This window comes from Cohnella sp. (genome assembly GCF_041641335.1).
Lineage (GTDB): Bacteria > Bacillota > Bacilli > Paenibacillales > Paenibacillaceae > Cohnella.
Window position 1 is genome coordinate 25,871 of sequence record NZ_JBEPYQ010000055.1, and the last position, 20,299, is coordinate 46,169.

A 20,299-nucleotide genomic window follows, 5' to 3' on the forward strand; every position below is an offset into this window, starting at 1 on the left:
GTCCAGAGGACGCCGAAGGCGTTTTTGCTTGCGTAAAAAGGGGTTGACAGCCCGTGCGTATTAAGGGCATAATACGCATGTGGTGTATGAACTACTTAGTACACACACTTATGGCGATTGCGAGGTATCGGTATGAGAACAGGCGGAGGCTGGGAAGAAGTCGAGTTCAACAGCCGGGAACCGGTCTATCTGCAGGTAGTTCGGCATTTCAAAGAGATGATCGTCGCCGGGAGGCTGGAGGCGGGCCAGGTGATCCCTTCGCGGAGAGAGCTGGGAACGCTGCTGAAAATCAACCCGAATACGGCGCAGAGATCTTATAAGGAGATGGAGGAACGGAAATTGATCGTAACGGAAGGAAATTCGCCAAGCCGAATCACCCAGGACGACGCCGTACTGCGGGCGATTCGCGCGGAGCTGCTCGGGGAAGCGGTCGACGCCTTCGTCTCGGCGGTCAGGAAAGTCGACGTTCCGGTCGAAGAACTGCTTGATTTGGTGAAGAGCAAATACATAGAGGCGCTGTCCTCCAGCCCTGCCGACGTCGCGGCGGAAGGAGGCGCGGAGCGGCCATGATCGAGTTGAAGGGAGTTCGCAAGCGGTATCGCGGGCGTTACGTGCTGAACGGATTGTCGTTTACGGCGGAGAAAGGCAACATCACCTGCTTGATCGGCATGAACGGAGCGGGCAAGTCGACCGTTATGAAGGCGATCATGGGGCTCGTGCCCGTCAAGGAGGGGCAAATTCTCGTGAACGGAAAGCCGCGCGGGAGATGGATATACGAGAAAATCAGCTTCGTTCCGGATCATCTGACGATGCCTCTGAGTATGAAGATGTCCGAGGGGCTGACCTTTATGGCGGATTTCTACGCGAGCTGGAACGCGGAGCGGGCAGCCGAGCTGATGCGTTTCTTCCGGCTGGAGCCCGGCGAGAAGATCGGCAATCTGTCGAAGGGGACGGCTGCCAAATACAACCTGGTGCTCGGACTGGCTCCGAATTCCGACTACGTGCTGATGGACGAACCGTTTTCCGGAATTGACCTGTTTAGCCGGGAGATGATCGCGGACGTGTTTTCCAGCGATCTGATCGAAGAGCGCGGCGTTCTGCTGACGACGCACGAGATCGGCGAGGTGGAGCATCTGATCGATAAAGCGGTCATTCTGCAGAACGGAAAAGCGGAGATGGAATTCGACTGCGAGACGATGCGCAGCGAAGAGGGCAAGTCGATCGTCGACGTGATGAGAGAGGTGTATTCGCGTTGAGAAACTACCTGAAGCTTCTGCATATGGAAATCCATCGTTTCCGATATATCCTGTTCGCGTTGATAGGGCTGACGGCGCTTGTGCAGATGTGCGCGATCGCATTCAACGCGATAGGGGAGGTCAATAAAAGAAACGCCTATTTTGAGCAAACGGGCCGGGCTCCCGAGGAGTTTTTCGCTGCCATGTCGTATACCCGCGCGGTGCAGGAGACGCAATTCTGGTTTGCCGTTCCCGTCGGGCTCAGCATCGCGGTTCTCGTGATCTACGCGTTTCTGATCTGGTATCGCGATTGGTTCGGAAGAAGCACGTTCGCGTATCGGCTGCTCTCGCTTCCGTCCGAGCGAAGGAACGTTTATTTCGCCAAGCTGACCGCCATCTTAACGTTCGTGTTCGTCCTGATCGGATTTCAACTGCTGCTTATGCCGATCGGAAGAGCGATCTTCGCGATGATTGCGCCGGCCGATCAACTGCAGCCATCCTATATCGCGGACGCGATTTTCGCCAACCAAGTATTCAAAATCTTGCTGCCGCGCTCATTCGCGGAATTCTTCGTCAACTACGGTTTGGGAATCATCTCGCTGCTCGTCCTGTTCGCGTCGATTCTGCTGGAGCGAAGCTATCGCTGGCTCGGCATCGTGTACGGACTGGCGTATGCCGGCTTCTGTGCGCTGCTGATGGTTTACCCGCTGCTTGCGCTTGGCCGGAATTATTCCGCGGGCTACTTCTATACCGAGGAAGCGTACGCAATTCAAATGGCGATCGACGCGCTGATCGTCGTCTCGTCCGTCTGGCTGGGATTGCATTTATTGAAGAAAAAAGTATCGGTGTAAGGGAGGAGACGGCGAACGATGAAACGTTACCTTTTATCGATGGCGCTGGGCGTATTCGCGGTCGGCTCGATCGGAGCTTATTATGCGTCCGGTACGGAAGGAGATGCGCCGCGGTACAAGCTGGTTACGCTGGAAGGCGATGCCGGGGAAGCCGCCAAGATGCGGCTCAGCGGCTCCTATATAGGAGGAGTCGGATCGAAGGCGCTTGAGCTTACCGTCGATGGAACGAATTATCAATTGACGCAATCGTTTTACGAGAAGTATTTGAAGGACAACCGGTATTTGACGTCGCGTTACGAGGACATGAAAGCATTGAAACGGGAGCATCGGGATTTTATGAGAGCGAGAAGCAACGTGGACAGCTTTTACAAGGATTCGGAGTGGCTGATCTACGCGGACATCTTCCTCTACGGTCCACGCGGCGTTTACGATTGGCGGACGGAGCTGAAGATGGACGTCTTGGAAGAGGCGACGGGGCGCGTCAACGAGATCAGAATTGAGCTGAACGTTGCAAAGCAGGTAAGCTGGCTCAGGGTAGAAGACGTTCAGCGCATCGGTGACGAAGTGCACGTCCTATCCCAGGTACGCTATAGAACGGGGCCAACTGCAGACGGTCCCTCCGCAGTGGAATTCCGCGATTATATCGTCGATCTGCATACCGGCGAGCTGCTGAGAGAGGCGGCGCTCGTCTCCGAGGAGCTGGCTGTCTCCGACTCGGCGGGGCCGGGAGGAGCTCTGGCGGCGCAGTCCGTGACAAGCGAGATTAGCCTTTCTGCTATTTCCAGCGAGGTACGCTCACAGCCCTCCGAGTACGTCGTGCTGGCAACGAGCAAAAGCGAGCAATCCGTAAACGAGGACGGCAAAGAGATGAAGCAAACGCGCCGTTTCGCGGTTTTCTCCTACCGCACGGGCAAGCTGACGCCGCTGCCCGAGCCGTCGCCCGGCTTAAGCGCCTATTCGAACATCCAGAGCGAGCTTAGCGGGGAGCTTTTCACCATTCTGTATTCCGATCGTGGGAGCCTGGCGATCGCCCGCTATAACGTTGCAACAGGGGCGCAGGAGCAGGGCGAACTGACCTTGACGGCCGAGCAGTTTGGAGGACAGTCGATCCACAGCGTGAGCTTGGCGCAAAATCGGGTGTACGTTCTGCTGACTACGGTGAGCTCTAACAAGACTCGCATTTCCGACGGAAGACAGCTTGCGGCCGTCGTGCTGGATGCCGGCAGCGGAGAGCTGCTGTACAAAGGGGAAGCCGCATACGACGGACCGGCCGAGAAAGCTGACGAGTTCCGCAAAAATCTGTGGCTGACCAACGTCAATGCCGATCGCCCGTAACCCGCACGAGGAGCTGCTTCGACAAGAGAGGATCGCGCTGCTCAGAAAACTGGAGGAGCTCGGCTATTCGATCGCCTATTACGTACTGCGCTGCGAGGAGCAAGCCGTGGAAGCAACGCGGGCCGCGCTGCTCGCGGCGGGTGGGGACGTCGAGCTGCACAGATTGCCGGCCGAGGCGCAGAGAGAGAAATTCGCCCGGCTGGCCATGAGCTCGGCGATCGCGGTTAGACGCGATAGATTGCTGCGGCATGCGGAATAAACGACAAACGCTCTTCCTCGGAGATACGGGGAAGAGCGTTGTTTACGTACGGCGAATATGGTAGACGCACTTGCGATCGCCGGACGCGAGGCAGTCCGAACGCGTCACTTCCGCGCCCAGCAGCGTCTCGAACAGCTTCAGCTCGCAGGAGCAAGCCTGATTGTACTTGTTGGCGACCTGCGAGATCGGACAATTGTACTCGGTCAACACGTAGTCGTCGTCGGAATCCTTCTCCCAGGATGCCATGTAGCCGTTCTCGTTCTGAATGTCCGACAATGCGGCGACTTTCGCTTCGAGCTCTTTGCCGGCCATTTTCGCCTCGTACCTTTTCAGCAGAGTCGCCTTGCGGCGCTCGAAGAGAAGATTGACCATCGATTCGCCGGCTTCGTCCTCCAATTCGGTGAGCAGGTCGAGGGCGACGGCATGATATTTCTTCGGAAAATAGTCGTCCGCCCGTGCAGTCAGACGGTAGACGGCCGCAGGCCGGCCCATCGGCAGCCTGACGGTCGTCGATTCGATCAGATCGTCCCGCTCGAGATTGGAAATATGCCTCCTTACTGCCATGCCGGTAATGCCCAGCTGATCGGTAAGCTCCTTGGCGGTCAGCTCTCCCGAAGTTTTCAGCATTTGCATAATTCTGTTGCGCGTGGACAGATCCGAATCTTCCTTCAATACGTCACCTCCCGGGATTAACGGACCGATTCGGCCGCGGCCAGATCGTGCTCGGCGCATTCCGCCGAGCAGTACCCTCGATGCTCCTCTTCGCATTTGTCGCATACGAGGTGCTGCAGATGGCAGGTGTCGTCCGCGCAGTTAATGTAGCGATCCGTCTTCGTTCCGCAGTGATGGCACTCGCCGACCAGCGTATGCTCCTCGGTCTGGTTGATGCGCACCGAGACGCGTTCGTCGAACACGTAGCAATTGCCGTCGAAGCCGCGTCCCTGCACTTCCGGATCTTGCCCGTACGTGACAATGCCGCCGTCGAGCTGGTAGACGTCGCCGAAGCCTTCGTTCTTCAGCACGGCCGTCAGCATCTCGCAGCGGATGCCTCCCGTGCAGTAAGTGAGAATCGGCTTGCCTCTGTGCTCGGTCAGATTGTTGCGGATCCACTCGGGGAACTCGCGGAACGTCTTCAGATCAGGCTTGATCGCACCCCGGAAGTGGCCCAGATCGTACTCGTAGTCGCTGCGGCCGTCAAGGATGATGACGTCGTCCTGCTGCATTTTCTCATGAAACTGCTTCGGAGTGAGCCGCGCGCCTCCGTCGACGTTCGGATCGAGCTCCTTGTCGTAGCGCAGCGTCACGAGTTCTTTCTTGTAGCGTACGAATATTTTCTGGAACGCGTGGCCGTCGGCCTCATCGATCTTGAACAGCAGATCGGAGAAGAGAGGATGGGCGTGCATCGCAGCCATGTAGGCGTCGGTTTGCTCGACCGTGCCGGAGAGCGTTCCGTTGATTCCCTGATCCGCGATCAGAATTCGGCCCTTGATGCCGAGCTCTTTGCAAAATTGCAGATGTTCGGCGGTGAACTCCTCGGCGTTCGGAACTTTAACGTATTTATAGAACAGCAGGATTCGGTAATCTTTTGTAGACATCGTTAACACCTTTCCGTCGGCTATTGCAGGTAGCCGGTAATACGATAATCGTAGCGGTTCGCCCTCACATAGTCAACATAAAGGTTTATTATGTTGCCAAAAACGGTTTGACATCCTTAGCTGATCGGCGTACTATAAATATACGCTTAATTTCCGTCCGCTTACGGGTGGAAAACGGGGGAACCGATCATTCAGGGGCGAATCGTTCGCGCAGAACGTAGGGTACCATCTACCCGAGTCCGTCAGCTAACCTCGTCGGCAGAGATGGGTCTGAGAATTCGATATTTATTTTCATTTCGGACCCTTATTCAGGGTCTTTTTGCGTTCTCTTAATGACCCGAACAGGAGGTGTTAACGATGCAGCAGGCGGAATCCGTCAGAACGACTTACGATAGCTTGATGGAGCGGACGAGGCAGCTCGTGCAGCGCATGGAGGAGACGGAGGCGTTCGTTCCATCCGAGGAACAGTACGCCGTCCTTCACTTGACCGTCGAAGCCGACGGGCAGGAAGGCGGGGATCGCGACTTGAGCCGGGCGCAGATCGGCGTCAGGCGATTCGTAACCGTCATCGCGCAGATCGTCTCCGGCTGGGGAGGCCAGCTGATCGAAGCGAGCCACCAGTCGTATACGGCTATCTTTCCGATGTCGGAAGCAGATGCGGTTGGACGGAGCTGTCTGTGCGGCGTGCAGATCGTCCAGGCGATCGACGCCGTCGTCAATCCGTCCCTTGCGGAGGAGGGCATTCCGTTCCGCTTCCGCGGCGGCGTCGGCGTCAGCATGGGGCGCGTATACAGCTTCCATACGGGGCTGTCTCTCCCGGCGAACAGCCTGTATTACGGCGAAGCGATGACGAGCGCGGTCGAATACGCCAACATGACGGACGGACAGGTGATCGTGGACAAAGTCGTCAAGGAGCACTTCGAGCGCTCCGGATCGGAATATCAAGTCCAATTCGTGCCCTATCGCTATCATGAATGGGTCGGTTATCGGTTTCATATCGGTTAACGGCGTCAGCAGGGGACTATCCCTCGTCATCGGGAGATGACGGCGGGGGTGGTCTTTTTTGTTGGCGGATCTTCAATCTGTCTCCAGCTTTGCCGATGAGAGATACATAGAGCGTCGAGCCGCCTGGCCGGCGCCTTTCCTCACTTAAATTACATTCCAATCAAAGGCAGGTTGATTCATGCAGCACGTTCACGGTTCCTACGACACCGCTCTTGTCGTATTCTCTTACGTCGTCGCGGTCGTCGCATCCTATACGGTATTGGATTTGGCGGGACGCGTCAGCGAGTCCTCGGGCTTCAGCCGGGCCATGTGGCTGGTGTTCGGCGCCGCCGGGATGGGCATGGGCATCTGGTCGATGCATTTCGTCGGGATGATGGCTTTTAAGCTGGATGTCCCCGTAGCCTATGATCTTACGCTTGTCATCGTTTCCGTTCTCGTCGCCATTATCGCCTCATACGTCGCATTATCGGTCGTCGGCAAGAATCAGCCGACGATGGGGAACCTGCTTGGAGGAGGGCTGCTGCTGGCCGTCGGCATCTCGGCGATGCACTACATCGGGATGGCGGCCATGCTGATCGACATTATGTACGACCCGCTCATGTTCGCGCTATCGATATTGATCGCCGTCGTCGCGTCTATCGCCGCGCTGTGGCTCGCGTTTTATTTTCGCAAGGAGAGCGGCGAGGGAGAAGTGTGGAAGAAGCTGGGCAGTGGCCTGATTATGGGCGGAGCGATCGTCGGCATGCATTATACGGGCATGTTCGCCGCGAGCTTCCATATCGGCACCCGTTCGGAGATCGCCTCCGGCATGCTGCTCGATCAGAAGTGGCTCGCTTATTTTATATCGGGCGGCACCTTGTTTACCCTCGGCCTTTCGCTGCTCGGGATCTTCGTGTCGAAGCGATTCTCGCGTAAAGATTCGGAGATCGAATTGAAGTCGCGGGAAATCTACTTGAAAAATCAGGAGCTTCAGCGGTTGAACGACCATTTGGAGGAACTCGTCCGCGAGCGCACGGCTCAGCTCGAGAAGGCGCACGACGAAGCGATCCAGGCGAACCGGATCAAGAGCCAGTTTCTGGCCAATATGAGCCATGAGCTCAGAACGCCGCTGAATGCCATAATCGGTTACAGCGAGATGCTCGTCGAAGAAGCGGAGGAGCTCGGCGAGCCGGCTTTTGCCGCCGATCTGGAGAAGATCAGCAAGTCGGGCAAGCATCTGCTGGCGCTGATCAACGACATTCTCGACATCTCCAAGATCGAGGCGGGGAAAATGGACGTCTATCTGGAAACGTGCGACCTCGGAAGCGTCCTCCAAGAAGTGATGTCCACGGTCAAGCCGCTGATCGAGAGCAACGGCAATCGGCTCGAGACGAAGTGGGAAGACGCCGTCATGACGACGGACGTCACGAAGCTGAGGCAAATTATGCTTAATCTGCTCAGCAACGCCGCCAAGTTTACCCGCGACGGCGCGATTCGGATCGAAGGACGTCTAATGGAGAAAAAGGGGACGAGCGGCTATTCGATCCGAGTGGCGGACTCCGGGATCGGGATGACGGAGGAGCAGATCGGCAAGTTGTTCCAGCCGTTCACCCAGGCGGATTCCTCCACGACGCGCAAATACGGGGGGACGGGACTCGGGCTGACGATTACGCAGCGCTTCTGCGAACTGCTGGGCGGAGACATCTCGGTGGAGAGCCGGACCGGAGAAGGCAGCTCATTCACTTGCTGGCTCCCGCTTGGGCAGGTCGGAGAGGTTCAAGGGACGGGGCCGCAAGCGGAGAAGCCGCCGACTCCGCAGCTCGGTTCCGAATTCGCCGCAAGCGATAAAGTCAGCATCTTGCTGATCGACGACGAACCGGTCAACCTGCAGCTGATGCGCAATTATTTGGCCGACGAAGGCTGGACGCTGGCGTTCGCGGAGAGCGGGGCGGAAGGGCTGTTGATGACGAGGCAGCTGAAGCCGAAGCTGATCTGCCTGGACATTCTGATGCCGAGCATGGACGGGTGGAGCGTGCTGTCGGAATTGAAGAGCGATCCCGAACTGCGGGACATTCCCGTCGTTATCCTCTCGCTGACGGACGATAAGCCGCTCGGTTACTCGCTCGGCGCTTCCGAATTTCTGACGAAGCCCCTAGAGCGGGAACAGCTTGTCGCGGTCATCGACAAGTACTTGCCGGATACGGAGGAGCGTACCGTGCTCGTCGTCGAAGACGATGTCACGACGAGCGAGATGATGGTCAAGCTGCTCGGCAAGGACGGCTACTCCGTCGCGACGGCGGGCAACGGCAGACTTGCGCTGGAGAAGCTGGCGTTCGAGAAGCCGGGATTGATTTTGCTGGATTTGATGATGCCGGAGATGGACGGCTATCAGTTTCTGGCGGAGCTGAGGAAGAGGGAAGAATGGAGCTCCATCCCGGTCGTCGTCGTGACGGCCAAGTCGATGGCGGCGGAAGAGAGCTTGCGGCTTAACGGCTATGTCAAAGGAGTGCTGCAAAAAGGCTCGTTCGAACCCAAGCAGCTGCTGGCGGAAGTTCGCCGATACATGAACGAGAAACGGGAGGTGAGCTAATGCACACGATTCTTCTGGTGGAGGACAACGAATTGAACCGCGACATGTTATCCAGAAGGCTCGTTCGCAAAGGGTTCCGCGTCTTGACGGCCGAAGACGGGCGCGAAGGAGTCGAGCTTGCGTCCTCGGCGCTTCCCGACCTCGTGCTCATGGATATGAGCCTGCCGGTCCTGGATGGCTGGGAGGCGACGCGGATGCTGAAGAGCGATCCCCGAACGCGTTCCGTTCCGGTGATCGCGCTGACGGCCCATGCCATGTCCGGCGACGAGAAGAAAGCCTACGAGGCCGGATGCGACGACTTCGATACGAAGCCGGTCGATCTCCCGCGGCTGCTCGGCAAAATCGAAGCGGCCCTGCTCAAGACAGAATAGAATGGAGTGCGTGCGCCGATGGACGCCAGCATAGACGCGAAAATATTGATCGTCGACGATCAGGAATACAACGTAAGCCTATTGGAGCGCATTTTGACCCGCGCGGGATTCAGCCGCATTCACAGCACGCTCGATCCGCACGAGGTGCAGCGAATGGTCGCCGAAGTCGAGCCCGACATCGTCCTTCTCGACTTGCACATGCCCGGCATAGACGGTTTGGAGGTGCTGAAGAGGATACGCGAGCAGGTCGGGCAAGAGAATTACTTGCCGGTTCTCATGCTGACCGCGGACACGACGGCGGAAGTGAAGCAGCAGGGGCTTCAGGCCGGGGTCAACGATTTCCTGGCCAAGCCGTACGATCGGACGGAGGTCGTACTGCGTATACGCAACCTGCTTAAGACGAGGGAGCTGCACTTGCAATTGCAGCACCACAACCGGACGCTGGAGGACAAAGTCCAGGAACGGACGATGGAGCTCAGCCAGGCCAAGCTGGAGATGATGCTGCTGCTCGGCCGGGCGGCGGAGTACCGCGACGACATGACCGGGCAGCACACGCAGAGAGTCGGCGAGCTGTCGGCCTTGATCGCCGAGCGGCTCGGCTTGCCGGAGAAGGACGTCGACCTGATTCGCAAGGCGGCCCCGCTGCACGATATCGGCAAGATCGGCATCCCGGACGAAATTTTGCTTAAGCCCGGCCGCTTCGAGCCTCATGAATTCGAGCGGATGAAAACCCACACGACGATCGGCGCCGACATTCTCGAAGGCAGCTATTTCAATATTTTGCAGCTGGCCCGCGTTATCGCGCTGTCCCACCATGAGAAATGGGACGGATCGGGGTATCCCCAAGGCTTGGCCGGAGAGGAAATCCCGATCGAAGCGAGAATCGTCGCTCTGGCCGACTTCTACGACGCGCTTACGCACGAACGCCCGTACAAGAGGGCATGGACGCCGGAAGAGACGATGGAGGAGATTGCCCGCCAGCGGGGAGCCCACTTCGATCCGCAAGTCGTCGACGCCTTCGAGGCGTTGTTCCGGGAACGCGATTTTCATCAACTTATTGAATTGTCATCCTAGCGCAGAAGCGGCCTATACGGCCGCTTTATTTTTGTATTGGGCGAGCTGTAAGGAAATCGCGCCTCGCGCGTCTAATTATAGAAGGTAGAGGCAATCAAAGGGAGGAGGGGACCGTCGTCGACAGTTCCGCAATCGAGCAATGGTTTCTGACCTACGGCTCGGACGTTCATCGCTTTCTCGTGTATTACACGGGGAGGAATCAGGTCGAGGATCTGGTGCAGGACGTCTTCGTCAAAGCGCTGCAAGGAAGCCGGGATTTCCATGGGCGGTCCAGTCCGAAGACGTGGCTGTTCTCGATCGCGCGGAGGGTCGCGATCGACGAACAGAGGAAAAGGCGGCGAAGCTTGCTGCTGCCGTCGCGGCTGATTGGCGAACGCAAAGTTTCCGTGGCGACGCCCGAGGAGATGGCGATTCATCGACAGGATGTCGCGGACGTATACCGCGCGATCATGAAGCTGAAGAGGTCGTACAGAGACGTGCTGCTTCTGCGGATCATGCAGCAGCTGTCAGCGGCCGAGACGGCGGAGGTGCTCGGATGGACTTCCGCCAGGGTCGACGTAACGCTGCACCGGGCAATTCGCAAAGCAAGAGGCATTCACGGAGCGCTGGAAGGAGGCGAGGATTATGCGCGAACAACCGAACGGGGATAGCTGGATCGAGCTGCTGAAGGAGCTGCCGTTCAAGCCGCTCGATCAGGCAGCCGAGCAGGAAATTTTGCGGACTTTAAGACAGGCGGGAGCAGCTTCAGGAAAGGACTCGAAGCGCGGGAGAACAAGGCGGCTGTCGCTGCTCGCCGGTGCCGCTGCCGCGTTAATTGCTATCGCGTCGTTATCGGGAATCATCGATCGCGCGGACAAATGGGGGGCGTCTCTGCTCGGCCTTCGTCCTGCAGCCCCCGCCGCGGAAATCAGTCCGCTTTTCGACCTGATCGACAAGGACGGAACAGTCGTCTATCCGGACCGGTTGAGAGGAATCGAAGGGAAAATCGCCTTTAGCGAATATCCGGGAGGCTTCGTCGCGAATTCGGGAACGACGGTGTCCAAAGTGTTCTGGTACTTATGGGGGGACCCGCAAAGGCTGAGCGGGGCGTATCTCGTTGCCGAAGCGGTCAACCTCGATACCGGCAAGAAGTTCGCCCTCAACGAAACGAGGCTGAACGGTCCGATCTACGGTGCGGACGCGAATGCCGTCACGCGCTTCAACAGGTTTCCGGACAAAGGCGTCTGGCGTATCGACGTCGAGCTGGACGGAGAGCCGTACGGTTCGATCGTCGTTCGGGTGAAGGACGAGTACATTCATACGGAATCTTCCAGCTTCCTCGTTTCCAAGGACGATGCGTCGATTGGCGTCACGGAGACGTCGTTGATCGTCCAAGGGCACGATATGCCGGAGACGCTCGACGTGATCGTTCAGCCTGCGGACGTTTCCGGACAGGCGCGGAAGCTGACTTTTCTCATAGAGCAGGAGTACGTTCAAGCGATGGAACCCGTTACCCATTATTCGGGCAGCCTTGAATTCGACGTTCCTGGGAAGTGGAGAATCGAAGTGCTCGGCGAGAAAACGACGGTGGAGGTGCGGCCTTAGCCGCAACCTCCGGTTGACACCTAGCCTTGTCCCGAATTAAAATGTGAGTGAACACTCACTTTTATTTCGAGACGGAGGTTGCGACCATGGGGATAGCCGTGCAGTTCGACCGGGTCAGCAAGCGCTACGGGAAGAAGACGGTGCTCCAAGACGTTACGCTGCAGATGCGGCAAGGGCAGATTTACGGTTTGATCGGACCGTCGGGAGCGGGCAAGACGACGCTGGTCAAAATGCTGGTCGGCATGGAACGCGCTGATACGGGCAAGGTGAACGTGCTGGGGGAAGCGATGCCGAATTTGAAGCTGCTGCAGGACATCGGCTACATGGCGCAGTCCGATGCCCTCTACACGGAGCTGACGGGAGAGGAGAATTTGACGTTCTTCGCCTCCTTGTTTAAGCTGGGCAGAGAAGCGAAGCGAGAGCGCATCGCGTACGCGTCCGAGCTCGTTAACCTGTCCGGAGAGCTGGGCAAAAGAGTGTCGGCCTACTCGGGAGGCATGAAGCGGAGGCTGTCGCTGGCCGTCGCCTTGATTCAGAATCCGCGCCTGCTCATTCTCGACGAGCCGACGGTAGGCATAGATCCTTCGCTTAGGGCGTCGATCTGGAGCGAGCTGCTGCGGTTGAAAGAGAAAGAAGGCAAGACGATCGTCGTCACGACGCACGTCATGGACGAGGCGGCCAGATGCGACTACCTCGCGATGGTTCGCGACGGACGCATCCTCACTTCGGGAACGCCACGTGAGCTTATGGCTCAGTACGATACGGACAATCTGGAGAGCGTATTTCTGGCCGCGGGAGGTTCCCGCCGATGAGAACGAGAGCGTTGATCGCCAGAATCTGCCGCCAGATGATCCGGGACAAAAGGACGCTGGCGCTGCTCCTTGCCGCGCCGCTGCTTGTGTTAACTCTGATGTATTATATACTGAACGGAGGAGAGGCGGACAATCCGAGAATCGGCATCGTTCAGGAGGACGCAGCCCTCGCGGGCATGCTGCAGCAGGCCGGAATCGACCCCATGCTGGTGTCCGAAGCTTCTGCCGAAGCGATCGAGCGGCACAAGCTGGACGGCGTCCTGACGTTCGAAGCCGGCCGCCCGGCGCTGATGCTGGAGAACGCGGATCCGGCGCAAGCGAAAGCGCTGCGGATGAAAATCTCGCAGATCGCGGCTCTCCAAGCGCTGGACGGACTCGGACTCCCTGTCACGGCCGCTCCCGGCATCGAGACGAGCTACGTCTACGGCGGAGAAGAATCGTCCTTTTTCGATGTGCTTAGTCCGATTCTCGTCGGGTTCTTCGTCTTCTTTTTCGTATTTCTGATCTCCGGAATCGGACTGCTGAGGGAGCGCACGACCGGCACGCTGGAGCGGCTCATGTCCACGCCGATTCGCAGGGGAGAGGTGCTGACGGGCTATTTGGCCGGATACGGCATTTTCGCCGTCATCCAGACGATCATCGTCGTCATGTACGCCGTGAACGTGCTCGACATTCCGCTGGCGGGCTCGATCTGGAACGTGCTGCTCATTAATTTGCTGGTCGCTCTCGTGGCGCTGTCGCTCGGAATTTTGCTGTCCACGTTCGCTTCGTCGGAGTTTCAGATGGTGCAGTTTATCCCGGTCGTCGTCATTCCCCAAGTGTTCTTCGCGGGCATTCTGCCGCTCGACGGGATGGCCGACTGGCTGCAAATACTGGGAAAGATCATGCCCCTGTATTACGCAGGCGACGCGCTGACCGGCGTCATGTATCGGGGCGAAGGCATCGGGGATATTGTGCCTAATTTGCTCTTTCTGGCTTCGTTCGCCGCCGTCTTTATCGTCCTGAACGCATTGGCGCTGAAGAAATACCGCAAATAAAGAAGGATTGAGATCATGTCGTCCAACAACATTCTAGATCGAATACTGGCTTCCGCCAAGCTGTCGAAGAAGGAGACGGCCAAGCAGCAGCGCATCTTGCGGAGCGCCGTTGACCTGTTCGCGGAGAAAGGCTACGCCAACACGTCGACAAGCGAGATCGCCAAGCGCTCCGAAGTGGCCGAAGGGACGATCTTCCGTCATTACGGGACGAAGGAAAACCTGCTGCTGGCGGTGATCGTGCCTTTTCTGAAGGAGTCGCTCCCGGCGATGGCCCAGGAGGTGTTCGAGGAGGTCAATCCCGCGAAGCAAGCTGGCTTCGGACATTTTCTTCGCGCGATGTTTTTGAACCGGCTGCGTTTTTTCCGGGAGAACAAGGAGATTTTCCGCGTCGTCGTCAAAGAGTTCGTCTATCGGGATGAGCTGCGCAACGAGCTGATGGCGCATATCAACCGGGACATCGTCGTCTACATGTTCAAGGCGATGGATCATTTCAAGGCGCGGGGAGATTTGCCCGACCTGCCCAACGAGCGGCTGCTGAAGCTGATCTTCCCGTATGTGTTCAGCCAGTTCGTCATTCGATTCGCGCTGGCATCCGAAGAGCCTCCCGTCAGCGACGAGGAGGAGGCCGACGCGATCGTCGGGTTCGTGCTGCGGGGAATCGAAGGATACCGGTAACGGAGTGGGGAAAAGAGAAGGGGCAGTTCAAGAGGGAACCCGGCTAACGGGGTGTTGTCTTGAACTGCCCTTTGTTGTGCGTATCACGAACGAGAGCGAATTTCCTGCCGCATGAACAGCAGATAGGTGGCGGCGAACGACAGCGAAGTCTCGGCGATCAGGGCGACGATGTGCGGCCATACGAGCAGCGCGCTCTGGCCGAAGGACAGCGGCGACGAGATTGCGAGATACGCCTGCTCTTGAGTCACGAACGGATTAAGCGTGCGCACGTCCGGCAGCAGCAGCGTGGACGCCGCCTCCTGGAACAGCTGGGCGGGGGAAATCCGCGACAGCAGCGTAAGCAGGTTTTGCGCGTCCATATACCCTTGCACGTCGCTCGGATCGCCCGGCATCAGTGCGTTGCCGATCAGGTTGACGATCATGCCGTAGAACACGAGAAAGAAAATCCACACCGCGATGCCGCTAAGCGCGGAAGTGGCAGCCTGCTTGAATTTCACCGAGAACAGGAGTGACAGGTTGAGCCATAGCCCTACGTAGACCGTCGTAATCAGCAGCATAACGATGACGCGTCCGACCTCCTCCGGAGTCGGCGGATACCCGATCGTGTACAGCCCCGTGCCCATGACCAGAAACCCGAGCGAGTAGACGACGACGGCGATCAGCAGCAGTCCGGCGACAAACTTGGCGACGAGGAAATCGTCGCGATGCACCGGCTGCGACATGACGCGGCTCAGCGTACCTTTGCTCCGTTCCGAATTGACCGCGTCGAAGCCGATGGCGATGCCGATCAGCGGAGCAAGGAAAGAGAGGAACGTCAGGAAGCTCGGCAGGCCGCTCGACGACACCGTAAACATGCTCAGAAACAGGAAGTTGGCGTCCCCGCCGACCGTCTGCGCCCCGTCTTTAAGCGCCGTGACGGCTGTGTACAGCGAACCGATGCAGGCCAGGGTGACGATGCCGAGCAGGATGACGAACCTCCAGCTGCGGATATGTTCTCCGAACTCCTTCTCCACCATGACCCAGAACGGGCTTGCGGCGCGCGGTTCGCGGACGGCGGCGGACGGCGCGTCCGTCTTCCTCCATGTTTTGCCCAGCAAGCCCCGCCATTTGTTAACCCAAGCGCTCACGCGTCTCGCCTCCTTCGAAATAACGGTGGTAGATGTCGTCCAGTCCGTAGCGGAGAGGTCGCACGCCGAACAAGGACGCGCCTGTGGAGATGGCGGTTTTCGCCAGTTCCGCGGTGACATCCGAAGTGCCGGAGACGACGATGGTAACGATGTCGGACGAGCTCAGTCGGGAGGCGTCGGCGAGCTCTGCGCCGACTTTGATTTGCACGTCCGTGACGCCTTCTAAGCCGCGCAGCGCCGATGCGAGCGACTCGCTCCACGGCGAGACGTCCAGCTCGATGCGATACGCCGGCGAGCCGTCGAGCTGGCGGGACAGCGTATCGATGTCCCCCGATGCGATCAGCTTGCCTTGGACGAACAAGCCGACGCGATCGCAAATTTGCTGTACCTGATGAAGGTGGTGGGACGACAGCAGCACGGTGAGCCCTTCGTTGCGGCTCAGGTCACGAATGAGCGCCAGCAGCTCGCGCACCCCCTCGGGGTCGATGCCGAGCGTCGGCTCGTCGAGAATAATTACCCGCGGGTTTTTGATCAGCACGTCCGCCAACCCGAGCCTCTGGCGCATTCCCCGCGAGAAAGTGCCGGTCCGCTTGTACGCGGCCTCCGCGAGCCCGACGCGCTCGAGCAGCGTCATCGCCCGGCTCTTCGCCTCCGGTTCCGGAATGCGGTTAAGATTTGCCGTATAGACGAGATTGTCCAGCGCCGACCGGTCCTCGTAGAACCCGACGTCGTCCGGCATGTAGCCGACTTTCCGCTTGACCTGCATCGGGTTGCGAGTCGCGTCGACTCCGCATACGATCGCTTCGCCCGACACGGGCTCCGTCAAGCCCAGCATCATCAGAATGGTCGTCGTCTTGCCGGCGCCGTTGGGGCCGAGCAGCCCGAAGATTTCGCCCGGATAGATGTTCAGGTTCAGACGGTCGACAGCGGTAAAATCTCCATACGTTTTCGACAGGTTTTTAAGCTGAATGACCGGATCCGCCGCTTCGATCGTAGTCACGTTTACCGCCTCCCGTATTTCCGGAACAGACCGTAAATGCCTGCCGCCACGACAAGGACGATCAGCACGCCGATCCAGCCCCACAGCATGGACGTTTCAACAGTGACGCGGAACATGGCGGAAGCCGTTTTCTCCGGAGAGCTGGCGGTCAGATTGGCGACGTAATCGCCGGCCAGCGCTTTGTCGGAAGCTTTGACGGTGGCCGTGACCGGAACGGATTGGCCTGCCGCGACGGAACGGATCGTCTTCGGCTCGAACGTCACTTCCCAGTTGGCGGGAAGCTGCCCGCTCAAGCTGACGTCGGTAATCTCGGCAGAACCCGTATTTTTGACAACAAGCTCGAGATTGCGCGTCTTGCCGGCGGTAATATCCGCGCTGAGCCGCTCGTCGGCCGACGTGAGCTCAAGTCCGTACGATCCGGTAATGGCGGCTTCCACCTGCGCCTGTGCCGACGTGCTTCCGCTCGCGGCATGGACGACGATCGGATACGTATCGGCGGGAGCGTTCTGGGCAGGGGTGACGTCCAGGCTGATCGATTTCGAGCTGCCCGGCTCGACGTCGACGGACGTGACGTTGCTTCCGCTTACGGAGAACCGTACGTCCCAGCCGGCGGGCGCTTCCGAGGTCAGCGCGTACTGCTGCTTGGAAGCGGTGCGGTTGTCGAGCGTCAGGCTGTACGTGAACTTGGAGTCCGCATGACCCTCGCGGTTAGGTTGGTCGACGGACAGTTCGGATTTGTAGGAGCCTTGCTCCGCCACGTTCACCTTGATCGGAAGCGAGCCGAACTCGCCGGCGTTCAGCTTGAACGAATAGTCGCCTTTGTTGACTTCCAGCGGCACGGTCAAGCTCAGGCTGAGCATCTGGGACTCTCCGGGCTTCACCGAGATTTGCCGGACGCGGTTGCCGCCGGCCGTCAGTTCGAAAGTCCAGCCGAGACTCCCGGTGTCGAACGAGACGTCGGCCGTCCGGATCTCGTCGGAATCGTTGATGACGTCGATCGAATAGTTGAGCTTCTCGCCCGGCGATACCGACAAGTACGTGTACGGTGTGAACAGCTTCAGCAGCGGGGCCGCCGCGGCGAGCGACGCGCCTCCCAGCAGAGCGCCCAGCAGCAGCGCGGCGGCTAGCGCTCCGGATAACGGTGTGGTCAGTTTCTTCATGACAACAATTCCCTCCATAAAAGTGATTTACACCCCTACTACGCGCGATCTCCGCGAATGGATTTAGCCGAAAGTTAAAAAATGGCTTAGAAGAAGCTTAAAGGAAGATAAAAAAATGCCGGGCCGGTTTTCACGCGGCTTTCTTTTTGATATTTTAGGGTCGAAAAGAACGATGAAGCTATGCGCGGAGGTGCGATGAACATGGGCACGATCCCTGGACGGTCGGGGCGCGAGGATCTGTTCGAGCAGTTTGCGCTCATGCGGGAAGGCTCGATGGAGGCGTTCGACCGCTTCTATCGGCAAGCGGCCCCTTTCGTAATGGGAATCGCCGGGAAGCTGCTCGGCGGAGACCGGATGGAAACCGAAGATGTCTGCCACGATGTGCTGTTGACCGTCATTTCGCAGCCGGAGAAATATTGTCCGGAGAGGGGCTCGGTGGAAGCGTGGCTGGCGGTGCTGACGAAGAGCCGGTGCATGGACCGGCTGCGCAAGCGCCGACGGATCGTGCTGGAGCAGCGCGAGGCGCCGTTCGAGCGGCGGCTGGCTTGGGCAGGGGAGGCGCCGCTTCCGGAGCAGCGCGTGCTGGCGAAAATGGAAGGGGAGGCACTCCGGCAGGCGCTGGCTGAGCTGGACGGCGAGCAGAGGCGGACGCTGTCCGAGGTGTATTATGGCGAACGCACGCGCACGGAGCTGGCGGAAGCTTGGCGGATTCCGGTCGGGACGGTCAAGTCGCGAGTGCGATACGGTTTGAACCATCTGCACAAGGCGATGGAGCGTCTCGGTTGGTCGAGCGGTCCGAAAGGAGGGGGCTAAGATGATGGGCAGAGATTGCGGCATCCCGGACGAACGCTGGATCGACTACCATCTCGGCAAGCTGGCCAGAGCCTCCTCCGAAGCGATGGAGCGGCATGCGGAGAGCTGTTCCGCCTGCCGCAGCAGCTGTAAGCGTTGGGAAGATCTGCTCGGAACGGCGGCAGGGGACGAAGACATTGGCGATCAAGCGGTGGCAGCCGAACGCGCGGAGGAGCCGACGGATTCGGGGATGTATCGTTCGCTGCGTCGGCGGATGGCGGTGCGGGCTTTCTTGCGCCGGGCGAAGCGAAGACCTGGAAGACTGGCGGCCGCTTGCGTCTGCGCGGCGCTGCTCGCGACGGCTTCGGTCGGGTTGCTCCGATACTCGGCAGCTTCTGAGCAACCGGCCGCGACCCTCGAAGCGGAGCACTACGCACGGTTGCACGTGCCGGAAGGGGCGAGGCTGATGGAGCTCCCGGGCACCCGCGTCATCTCCGCGCCGGATATGGCCGCGTGGCCGTCGTCGCCGTCCTCGATCAAGCCGCGGCAAAGTCTGACGGTCTGGATCAACGCCGACACGGAGGAGCTGTTCGTGCTGATGGAAGGCTTGCTCGCATCGGAAGCGAGCGACGTGCAGGCGTGGGCGGACAGCAGAAGCCGGCTTTCGAATCTGGGCCTGCTGGAGTTCCACAGCGGACAGGGGCATTTGTACTCGCGCTTTCGGGAGATGGCCGCGCTGGAGGCTCTGCGCTTTACAATCGAGCCGAAGGGCGGCAGCGAGCTTCCGACAACTCCGGACAGCGTGCATGTCCGGCTTGCACGCGAGTAGGCTAGAATCGGAGCTGCAGGTATTTGAGCGAAGCCCCTCGGTTATACGGTCTGACAGACCGCTATTCGCCCGCGCTGGGCGAAGCCCCTCAGTTTTACGGTCTGGCAGACCGTTATTCGCCCGCTTTGGGCGAAGCCCCTCAGTTTTACGGTCCTGACAGACCGTTATTCGCCCGCTCTGGGCGAAGCCCCTCGGTTATACGGTCTGACAGACCGCTATTCGCCCGCGCTGGGCGAAGCCCCTCGGTTATACGGTCTGACTGGACCGTTATTCGCCCGCTTTGGGCGAAGCGCCTCAGTTTTACGGTCTGGCAGACCGTTATTCGCCCGCTCTGGGAAGTTTTACGGTCTGGCAGACCGCTATTCGCCCGCTTTGGGCGAAGCCCCTCGGTTTTGCGGTCTGGCAGACCGCTATTCGCCCGTTTGGGCGAAGCCCCTCGGTTTTGCGGTCTGGCAGACCGCTATTCGCCCGCTTTGGGCGAAGCCCCTCGGTTTTGCGGTCTGGCTGACCGCTATTCGCCCGCGCTGGGCGAAGCCCCTCGGTTTTACGGTCTGGCAGACCGCTATTCGCCCGCTTTGGGCGAAGCCCCTCGGTTTTACGGTCTGGCAGACCGCTATTCGCCCGCTTTGGGCGAAGCGCCCAGGTTTAACGGTCTGGCAGACCGTTATTCGCCCGCTCTGGGCGAAGCCCCTCGGTTTTGCGGTCTGGCAGACCGCTATTCGCCCGTTTGGGGCGAAGCGCCCAGGTTTAACGGTCTGGCAGACCGCTATTCGCCCGTTTGGGGCGAAGCGCCCAGGTTTAACGGTCTGGCAGACCGCTATTCGCCCGCTTTGGGCGAAGCCCCTCAGTTTTACGGTCCTGACTGGACCTCTGTCAAGAAAGTGGACACCTTTTAAGCGCATTTAGCTGATTTTTTTGTAATATATGGCCTCAAATCGATCCGGCGATACGTAACCCAAAGAACCATGGATTCTCTTGCGATTGTAAAA

General features: G+C 59.0%; 22 protein-coding genes and 1 riboswitch. Of the genes, 17 read left to right on the top strand and 5 right to left on the bottom strand.

Annotated features, from left to right (window positions below; genetic code table 11):
• The first annotated feature begins 132 nt into the window (after positions 1-132).
• The 5 genes from ACESLM_RS17995 to ACESLM_RS18015 are packed head-to-tail and all read left to right on the top strand — an operon-like array spanning position 133 to position 3,680.
• Complete coding sequence (locus ACESLM_RS17995) at positions 133-570, top strand: GntR family transcriptional regulator (RefSeq protein ID WP_372632952.1); 438 nt, start codon at positions 133-135, stop codon at positions 568-570.
• Positions 567-1,256, top strand: a complete 690-nt coding sequence (locus ACESLM_RS18000; RefSeq protein ID WP_372632953.1) for an ATP-binding cassette domain-containing protein — start codon at positions 567-569, stop codon at positions 1,254-1,256. The genes ACESLM_RS17995 and ACESLM_RS18000 overlap by 4 nt, the downstream gene beginning before the upstream one ends.
• Positions 1,253-2,086 (top strand): hypothetical protein, encoded by an 834-nt coding sequence (locus ACESLM_RS18005; protein ID WP_372632954.1) that lies wholly within the window; start codon positions 1,253-1,255, stop codon positions 2,084-2,086. Before ACESLM_RS18000 ends, ACESLM_RS18005 begins: the two co-directional genes overlap by 4 nt.
• An 18-nt stretch (positions 2,087-2,104) precedes the next feature.
• The gene (locus ACESLM_RS18010) at positions 2,105-3,421 is read left to right on the top strand and encodes a hypothetical protein (protein ID WP_372632955.1); all 1,317 of its coding nucleotides are present in this window, start codon (positions 2,105-2,107) and stop codon (positions 3,419-3,421) included.
• Complete coding sequence (locus ACESLM_RS18015) at positions 3,405-3,680, top strand: hypothetical protein (protein ID WP_372632956.1); 276 nt, start codon at positions 3,405-3,407, stop codon at positions 3,678-3,680. The genes ACESLM_RS18010 and ACESLM_RS18015 overlap by 17 nt, the downstream gene beginning before the upstream one ends.
• Positions 3,681-3,722: 42 nt before the next feature.
• Here ACESLM_RS18015 and ACESLM_RS18020 read toward each other — a convergent pair whose 3' ends face one another.
• Both ACESLM_RS18020 and trhO read right to left on the bottom strand, forming a co-directional pair.
• Positions 3,723-4,352, bottom strand: a complete 630-nt coding sequence (locus tag ACESLM_RS18020) for a helix-turn-helix transcriptional regulator (protein WP_372632957.1) — start codon at positions 4,350-4,352, stop codon at positions 3,723-3,725.
• Between the two features lie 17 nt (positions 4,353-4,369).
• Positions 4,370-5,275, bottom strand: coding sequence for an oxygen-dependent tRNA uridine(34) hydroxylase TrhO (gene trhO, locus ACESLM_RS18025; protein WP_372632958.1), 906 nt, complete (start codon positions 5,273-5,275; stop codon positions 4,370-4,372).
• A 133-nt stretch (positions 5,276-5,408) separates the two neighbouring features.
• Positions 5,409-5,551: riboswitch (cyclic di-AMP (ydaO/yuaA leader) on the top strand.
• 81 nt (positions 5,552-5,632) lie between these two features.
• On the opposite strand from trhO, the gene ACESLM_RS18030 reads away from it, so the two are divergent.
• From ACESLM_RS18030 to ACESLM_RS18070, 9 genes are all read left to right on the top strand, one after another.
• Positions 5,633-6,280 carry a nucleotidyl cyclase domain-containing protein gene (locus tag ACESLM_RS18030; RefSeq protein ID WP_372632959.1) on the top strand — a complete coding sequence of 216 codons (648 nt, stop codon included), beginning with the start codon at positions 5,633-5,635 and terminating at the stop codon, positions 6,278-6,280.
• 178 nt (positions 6,281-6,458) lie between these two features.
• Entirely contained in the window at positions 6,459-8,849 is a 2,391-nt protein-coding gene (locus ACESLM_RS18035; RefSeq protein WP_372632960.1) for a response regulator, read from the top strand.
• Positions 8,849-9,220 (top strand): response regulator, encoded by a 372-nt coding sequence (locus ACESLM_RS18040; protein WP_372632961.1) that lies wholly within the window; start codon positions 8,849-8,851, stop codon positions 9,218-9,220. Before ACESLM_RS18035 ends, ACESLM_RS18040 begins: the two co-directional genes overlap by 1 nt.
• 18 nt (positions 9,221-9,238) lie before the next feature.
• Positions 9,239-10,294: an HD-GYP domain-containing protein gene (locus ACESLM_RS18045; protein WP_372632962.1), complete on the top strand. Its 1,056-nt coding sequence runs from the start codon at positions 9,239-9,241 to the stop codon at positions 10,292-10,294.
• A gap of 131 nt (positions 10,295-10,425) precedes the next feature.
• Positions 10,426-10,944, top strand: coding sequence for an RNA polymerase sigma factor (locus ACESLM_RS18050; RefSeq protein ID WP_372632973.1), 519 nt, complete (start codon positions 10,426-10,428; stop codon positions 10,942-10,944).
• On the top strand, positions 10,919-11,878 hold the full coding sequence (locus ACESLM_RS18055) for a hypothetical protein (RefSeq protein ID WP_372632963.1): 960 nt from the start codon (positions 10,919-10,921) through the stop codon (positions 11,876-11,878). Before ACESLM_RS18050 ends, ACESLM_RS18055 begins: the two co-directional genes overlap by 26 nt.
• Positions 11,879-11,964: 86 nt before the next feature.
• Complete coding sequence (locus tag ACESLM_RS18060) at positions 11,965-12,690, top strand: ABC transporter ATP-binding protein (protein ID WP_372632964.1); 726 nt, start codon at positions 11,965-11,967, stop codon at positions 12,688-12,690.
• Positions 12,687-13,727, top strand: coding sequence for an ABC transporter permease (locus tag ACESLM_RS18065; RefSeq protein WP_372632965.1), 1,041 nt, complete (start codon positions 12,687-12,689; stop codon positions 13,725-13,727). Before ACESLM_RS18060 ends, ACESLM_RS18065 begins: the two co-directional genes overlap by 4 nt.
• A gap of 15 nt (positions 13,728-13,742) precedes the next feature.
• Positions 13,743-14,402: a TetR/AcrR family transcriptional regulator gene (locus ACESLM_RS18070; RefSeq protein WP_372632966.1), complete on the top strand. Its 660-nt coding sequence runs from the start codon at positions 13,743-13,745 to the stop codon at positions 14,400-14,402.
• A gap of 83 nt (positions 14,403-14,485) precedes the next feature.
• On the opposite strand, the gene ACESLM_RS18075 is transcribed toward ACESLM_RS18070, so the two are convergent.
• Genes ACESLM_RS18075 through ACESLM_RS18085 form a run of 3 tightly spaced genes read right to left on the bottom strand, consistent with a single transcriptional unit; the run spans position 14,486 to position 17,689 of the window.
• Complete coding sequence (locus ACESLM_RS18075; RefSeq protein WP_372632967.1) at positions 14,486-15,529, bottom strand: ABC transporter permease; 1,044 nt, start codon at positions 15,527-15,529, stop codon at positions 14,486-14,488.
• Positions 15,513-16,529 carry an ABC transporter ATP-binding protein gene (locus ACESLM_RS18080; protein ID WP_372632968.1) on the bottom strand — a complete coding sequence of 339 codons (1,017 nt, stop codon included), beginning with the start codon at positions 16,527-16,529 and terminating at the stop codon, positions 15,513-15,515. Before ACESLM_RS18080 ends, ACESLM_RS18075 begins: the two co-directional genes overlap by 17 nt.
• A gap of 2 nt (positions 16,530-16,531) precedes the next feature.
• On the bottom strand, positions 16,532-17,689 hold the full coding sequence (locus ACESLM_RS18085) for a COG1470 family protein (protein ID WP_372632969.1): 1,158 nt from the start codon (positions 17,687-17,689) through the stop codon (positions 16,532-16,534).
• A 201-nt stretch (positions 17,690-17,890) separates the two neighbouring features.
• Here ACESLM_RS18085 and ACESLM_RS18090 point away from each other — a divergent pair, with 201 nt between their 5' ends.
• The 3 genes from ACESLM_RS18090 (at position 17,891) to ACESLM_RS18100 (ending at position 20,206) form a co-directional block, all read left to right on the top strand.
• Positions 17,891-18,502, top strand: coding sequence for an RNA polymerase sigma factor (locus ACESLM_RS18090; protein ID WP_372632970.1), 612 nt, complete (start codon positions 17,891-17,893; stop codon positions 18,500-18,502).
• 1 nt (position 18,503) lies between these two features.
• Entirely contained in the window at positions 18,504-19,310 is an 807-nt protein-coding gene (locus ACESLM_RS18095) for an anti-sigma factor (RefSeq protein WP_372632971.1), read from the top strand.
• Between the two features lie 392 nt (positions 19,311-19,702).
• Positions 19,703-20,206: a hypothetical protein gene (locus tag ACESLM_RS18100; RefSeq protein ID WP_372632972.1), complete on the top strand. Its 504-nt coding sequence runs from the start codon at positions 19,703-19,705 to the stop codon at positions 20,204-20,206.
• Positions 20,207-20,299 lie beyond the last annotated feature (93 nt).

Coding starts and splice junctions, on each gene's coding strand:
- trhO (WP_372632958.1), bottom strand. CDS start 5,275: ATGTCTACAAAAGATTACCGAATCCTGCTGTTCTATAAATACGTTAAA.
- ACESLM_RS18090 (WP_372632970.1), top strand. CDS start 17,891: ATGGGCACGATCCCTGGACGGTCGGGGCGCGAGGATCTGTTCGAGCAG.
- ACESLM_RS18095 (WP_372632971.1), top strand. CDS start 18,504: ATGATGGGCAGAGATTGCGGCATCCCGGACGAACGCTGGATCGACTAC.
- ACESLM_RS18015 (WP_372632956.1), top strand. CDS start 3,405: ATGCCGATCGCCCGTAACCCGCACGAGGAGCTGCTTCGACAAGAGAGG.
- ACESLM_RS17995 (WP_372632952.1), top strand. CDS start 133: ATGAGAACAGGCGGAGGCTGGGAAGAAGTCGAGTTCAACAGCCGGGAA.
- ACESLM_RS18030 (WP_372632959.1), top strand. CDS start 5,633: ATGCAGCAGGCGGAATCCGTCAGAACGACTTACGATAGCTTGATGGAG.
- ACESLM_RS18055 (WP_372632963.1), top strand. CDS start 10,919: ATGCGCGAACAACCGAACGGGGATAGCTGGATCGAGCTGCTGAAGGAG.
- ACESLM_RS18065 (WP_372632965.1), top strand. CDS start 12,687: ATGAGAACGAGAGCGTTGATCGCCAGAATCTGCCGCCAGATGATCCGG.
- ACESLM_RS18085 (WP_372632969.1), bottom strand. CDS start 17,689: ATGAAGAAACTGACCACACCGTTATCCGGAGCGCTAGCCGCCGCGCTG.
- ACESLM_RS18060 (WP_372632964.1), top strand. CDS start 11,965: ATGGGGATAGCCGTGCAGTTCGACCGGGTCAGCAAGCGCTACGGGAAG.
- ACESLM_RS18000 (WP_372632953.1), top strand. CDS start 567: ATGATCGAGTTGAAGGGAGTTCGCAAGCGGTATCGCGGGCGTTACGTG.
- ACESLM_RS18010 (WP_372632955.1), top strand. CDS start 2,105: ATGAAACGTTACCTTTTATCGATGGCGCTGGGCGTATTCGCGGTCGGC.
- ACESLM_RS18045 (WP_372632962.1), top strand. CDS start 9,239: ATGGACGCCAGCATAGACGCGAAAATATTGATCGTCGACGATCAGGAA.
- ACESLM_RS18035 (WP_372632960.1), top strand. CDS start 6,459: ATGCAGCACGTTCACGGTTCCTACGACACCGCTCTTGTCGTATTCTCT.
- ACESLM_RS18070 (WP_372632966.1), top strand. CDS start 13,743: ATGTCGTCCAACAACATTCTAGATCGAATACTGGCTTCCGCCAAGCTG.
- ACESLM_RS18040 (WP_372632961.1), top strand. CDS start 8,849: ATGCACACGATTCTTCTGGTGGAGGACAACGAATTGAACCGCGACATG.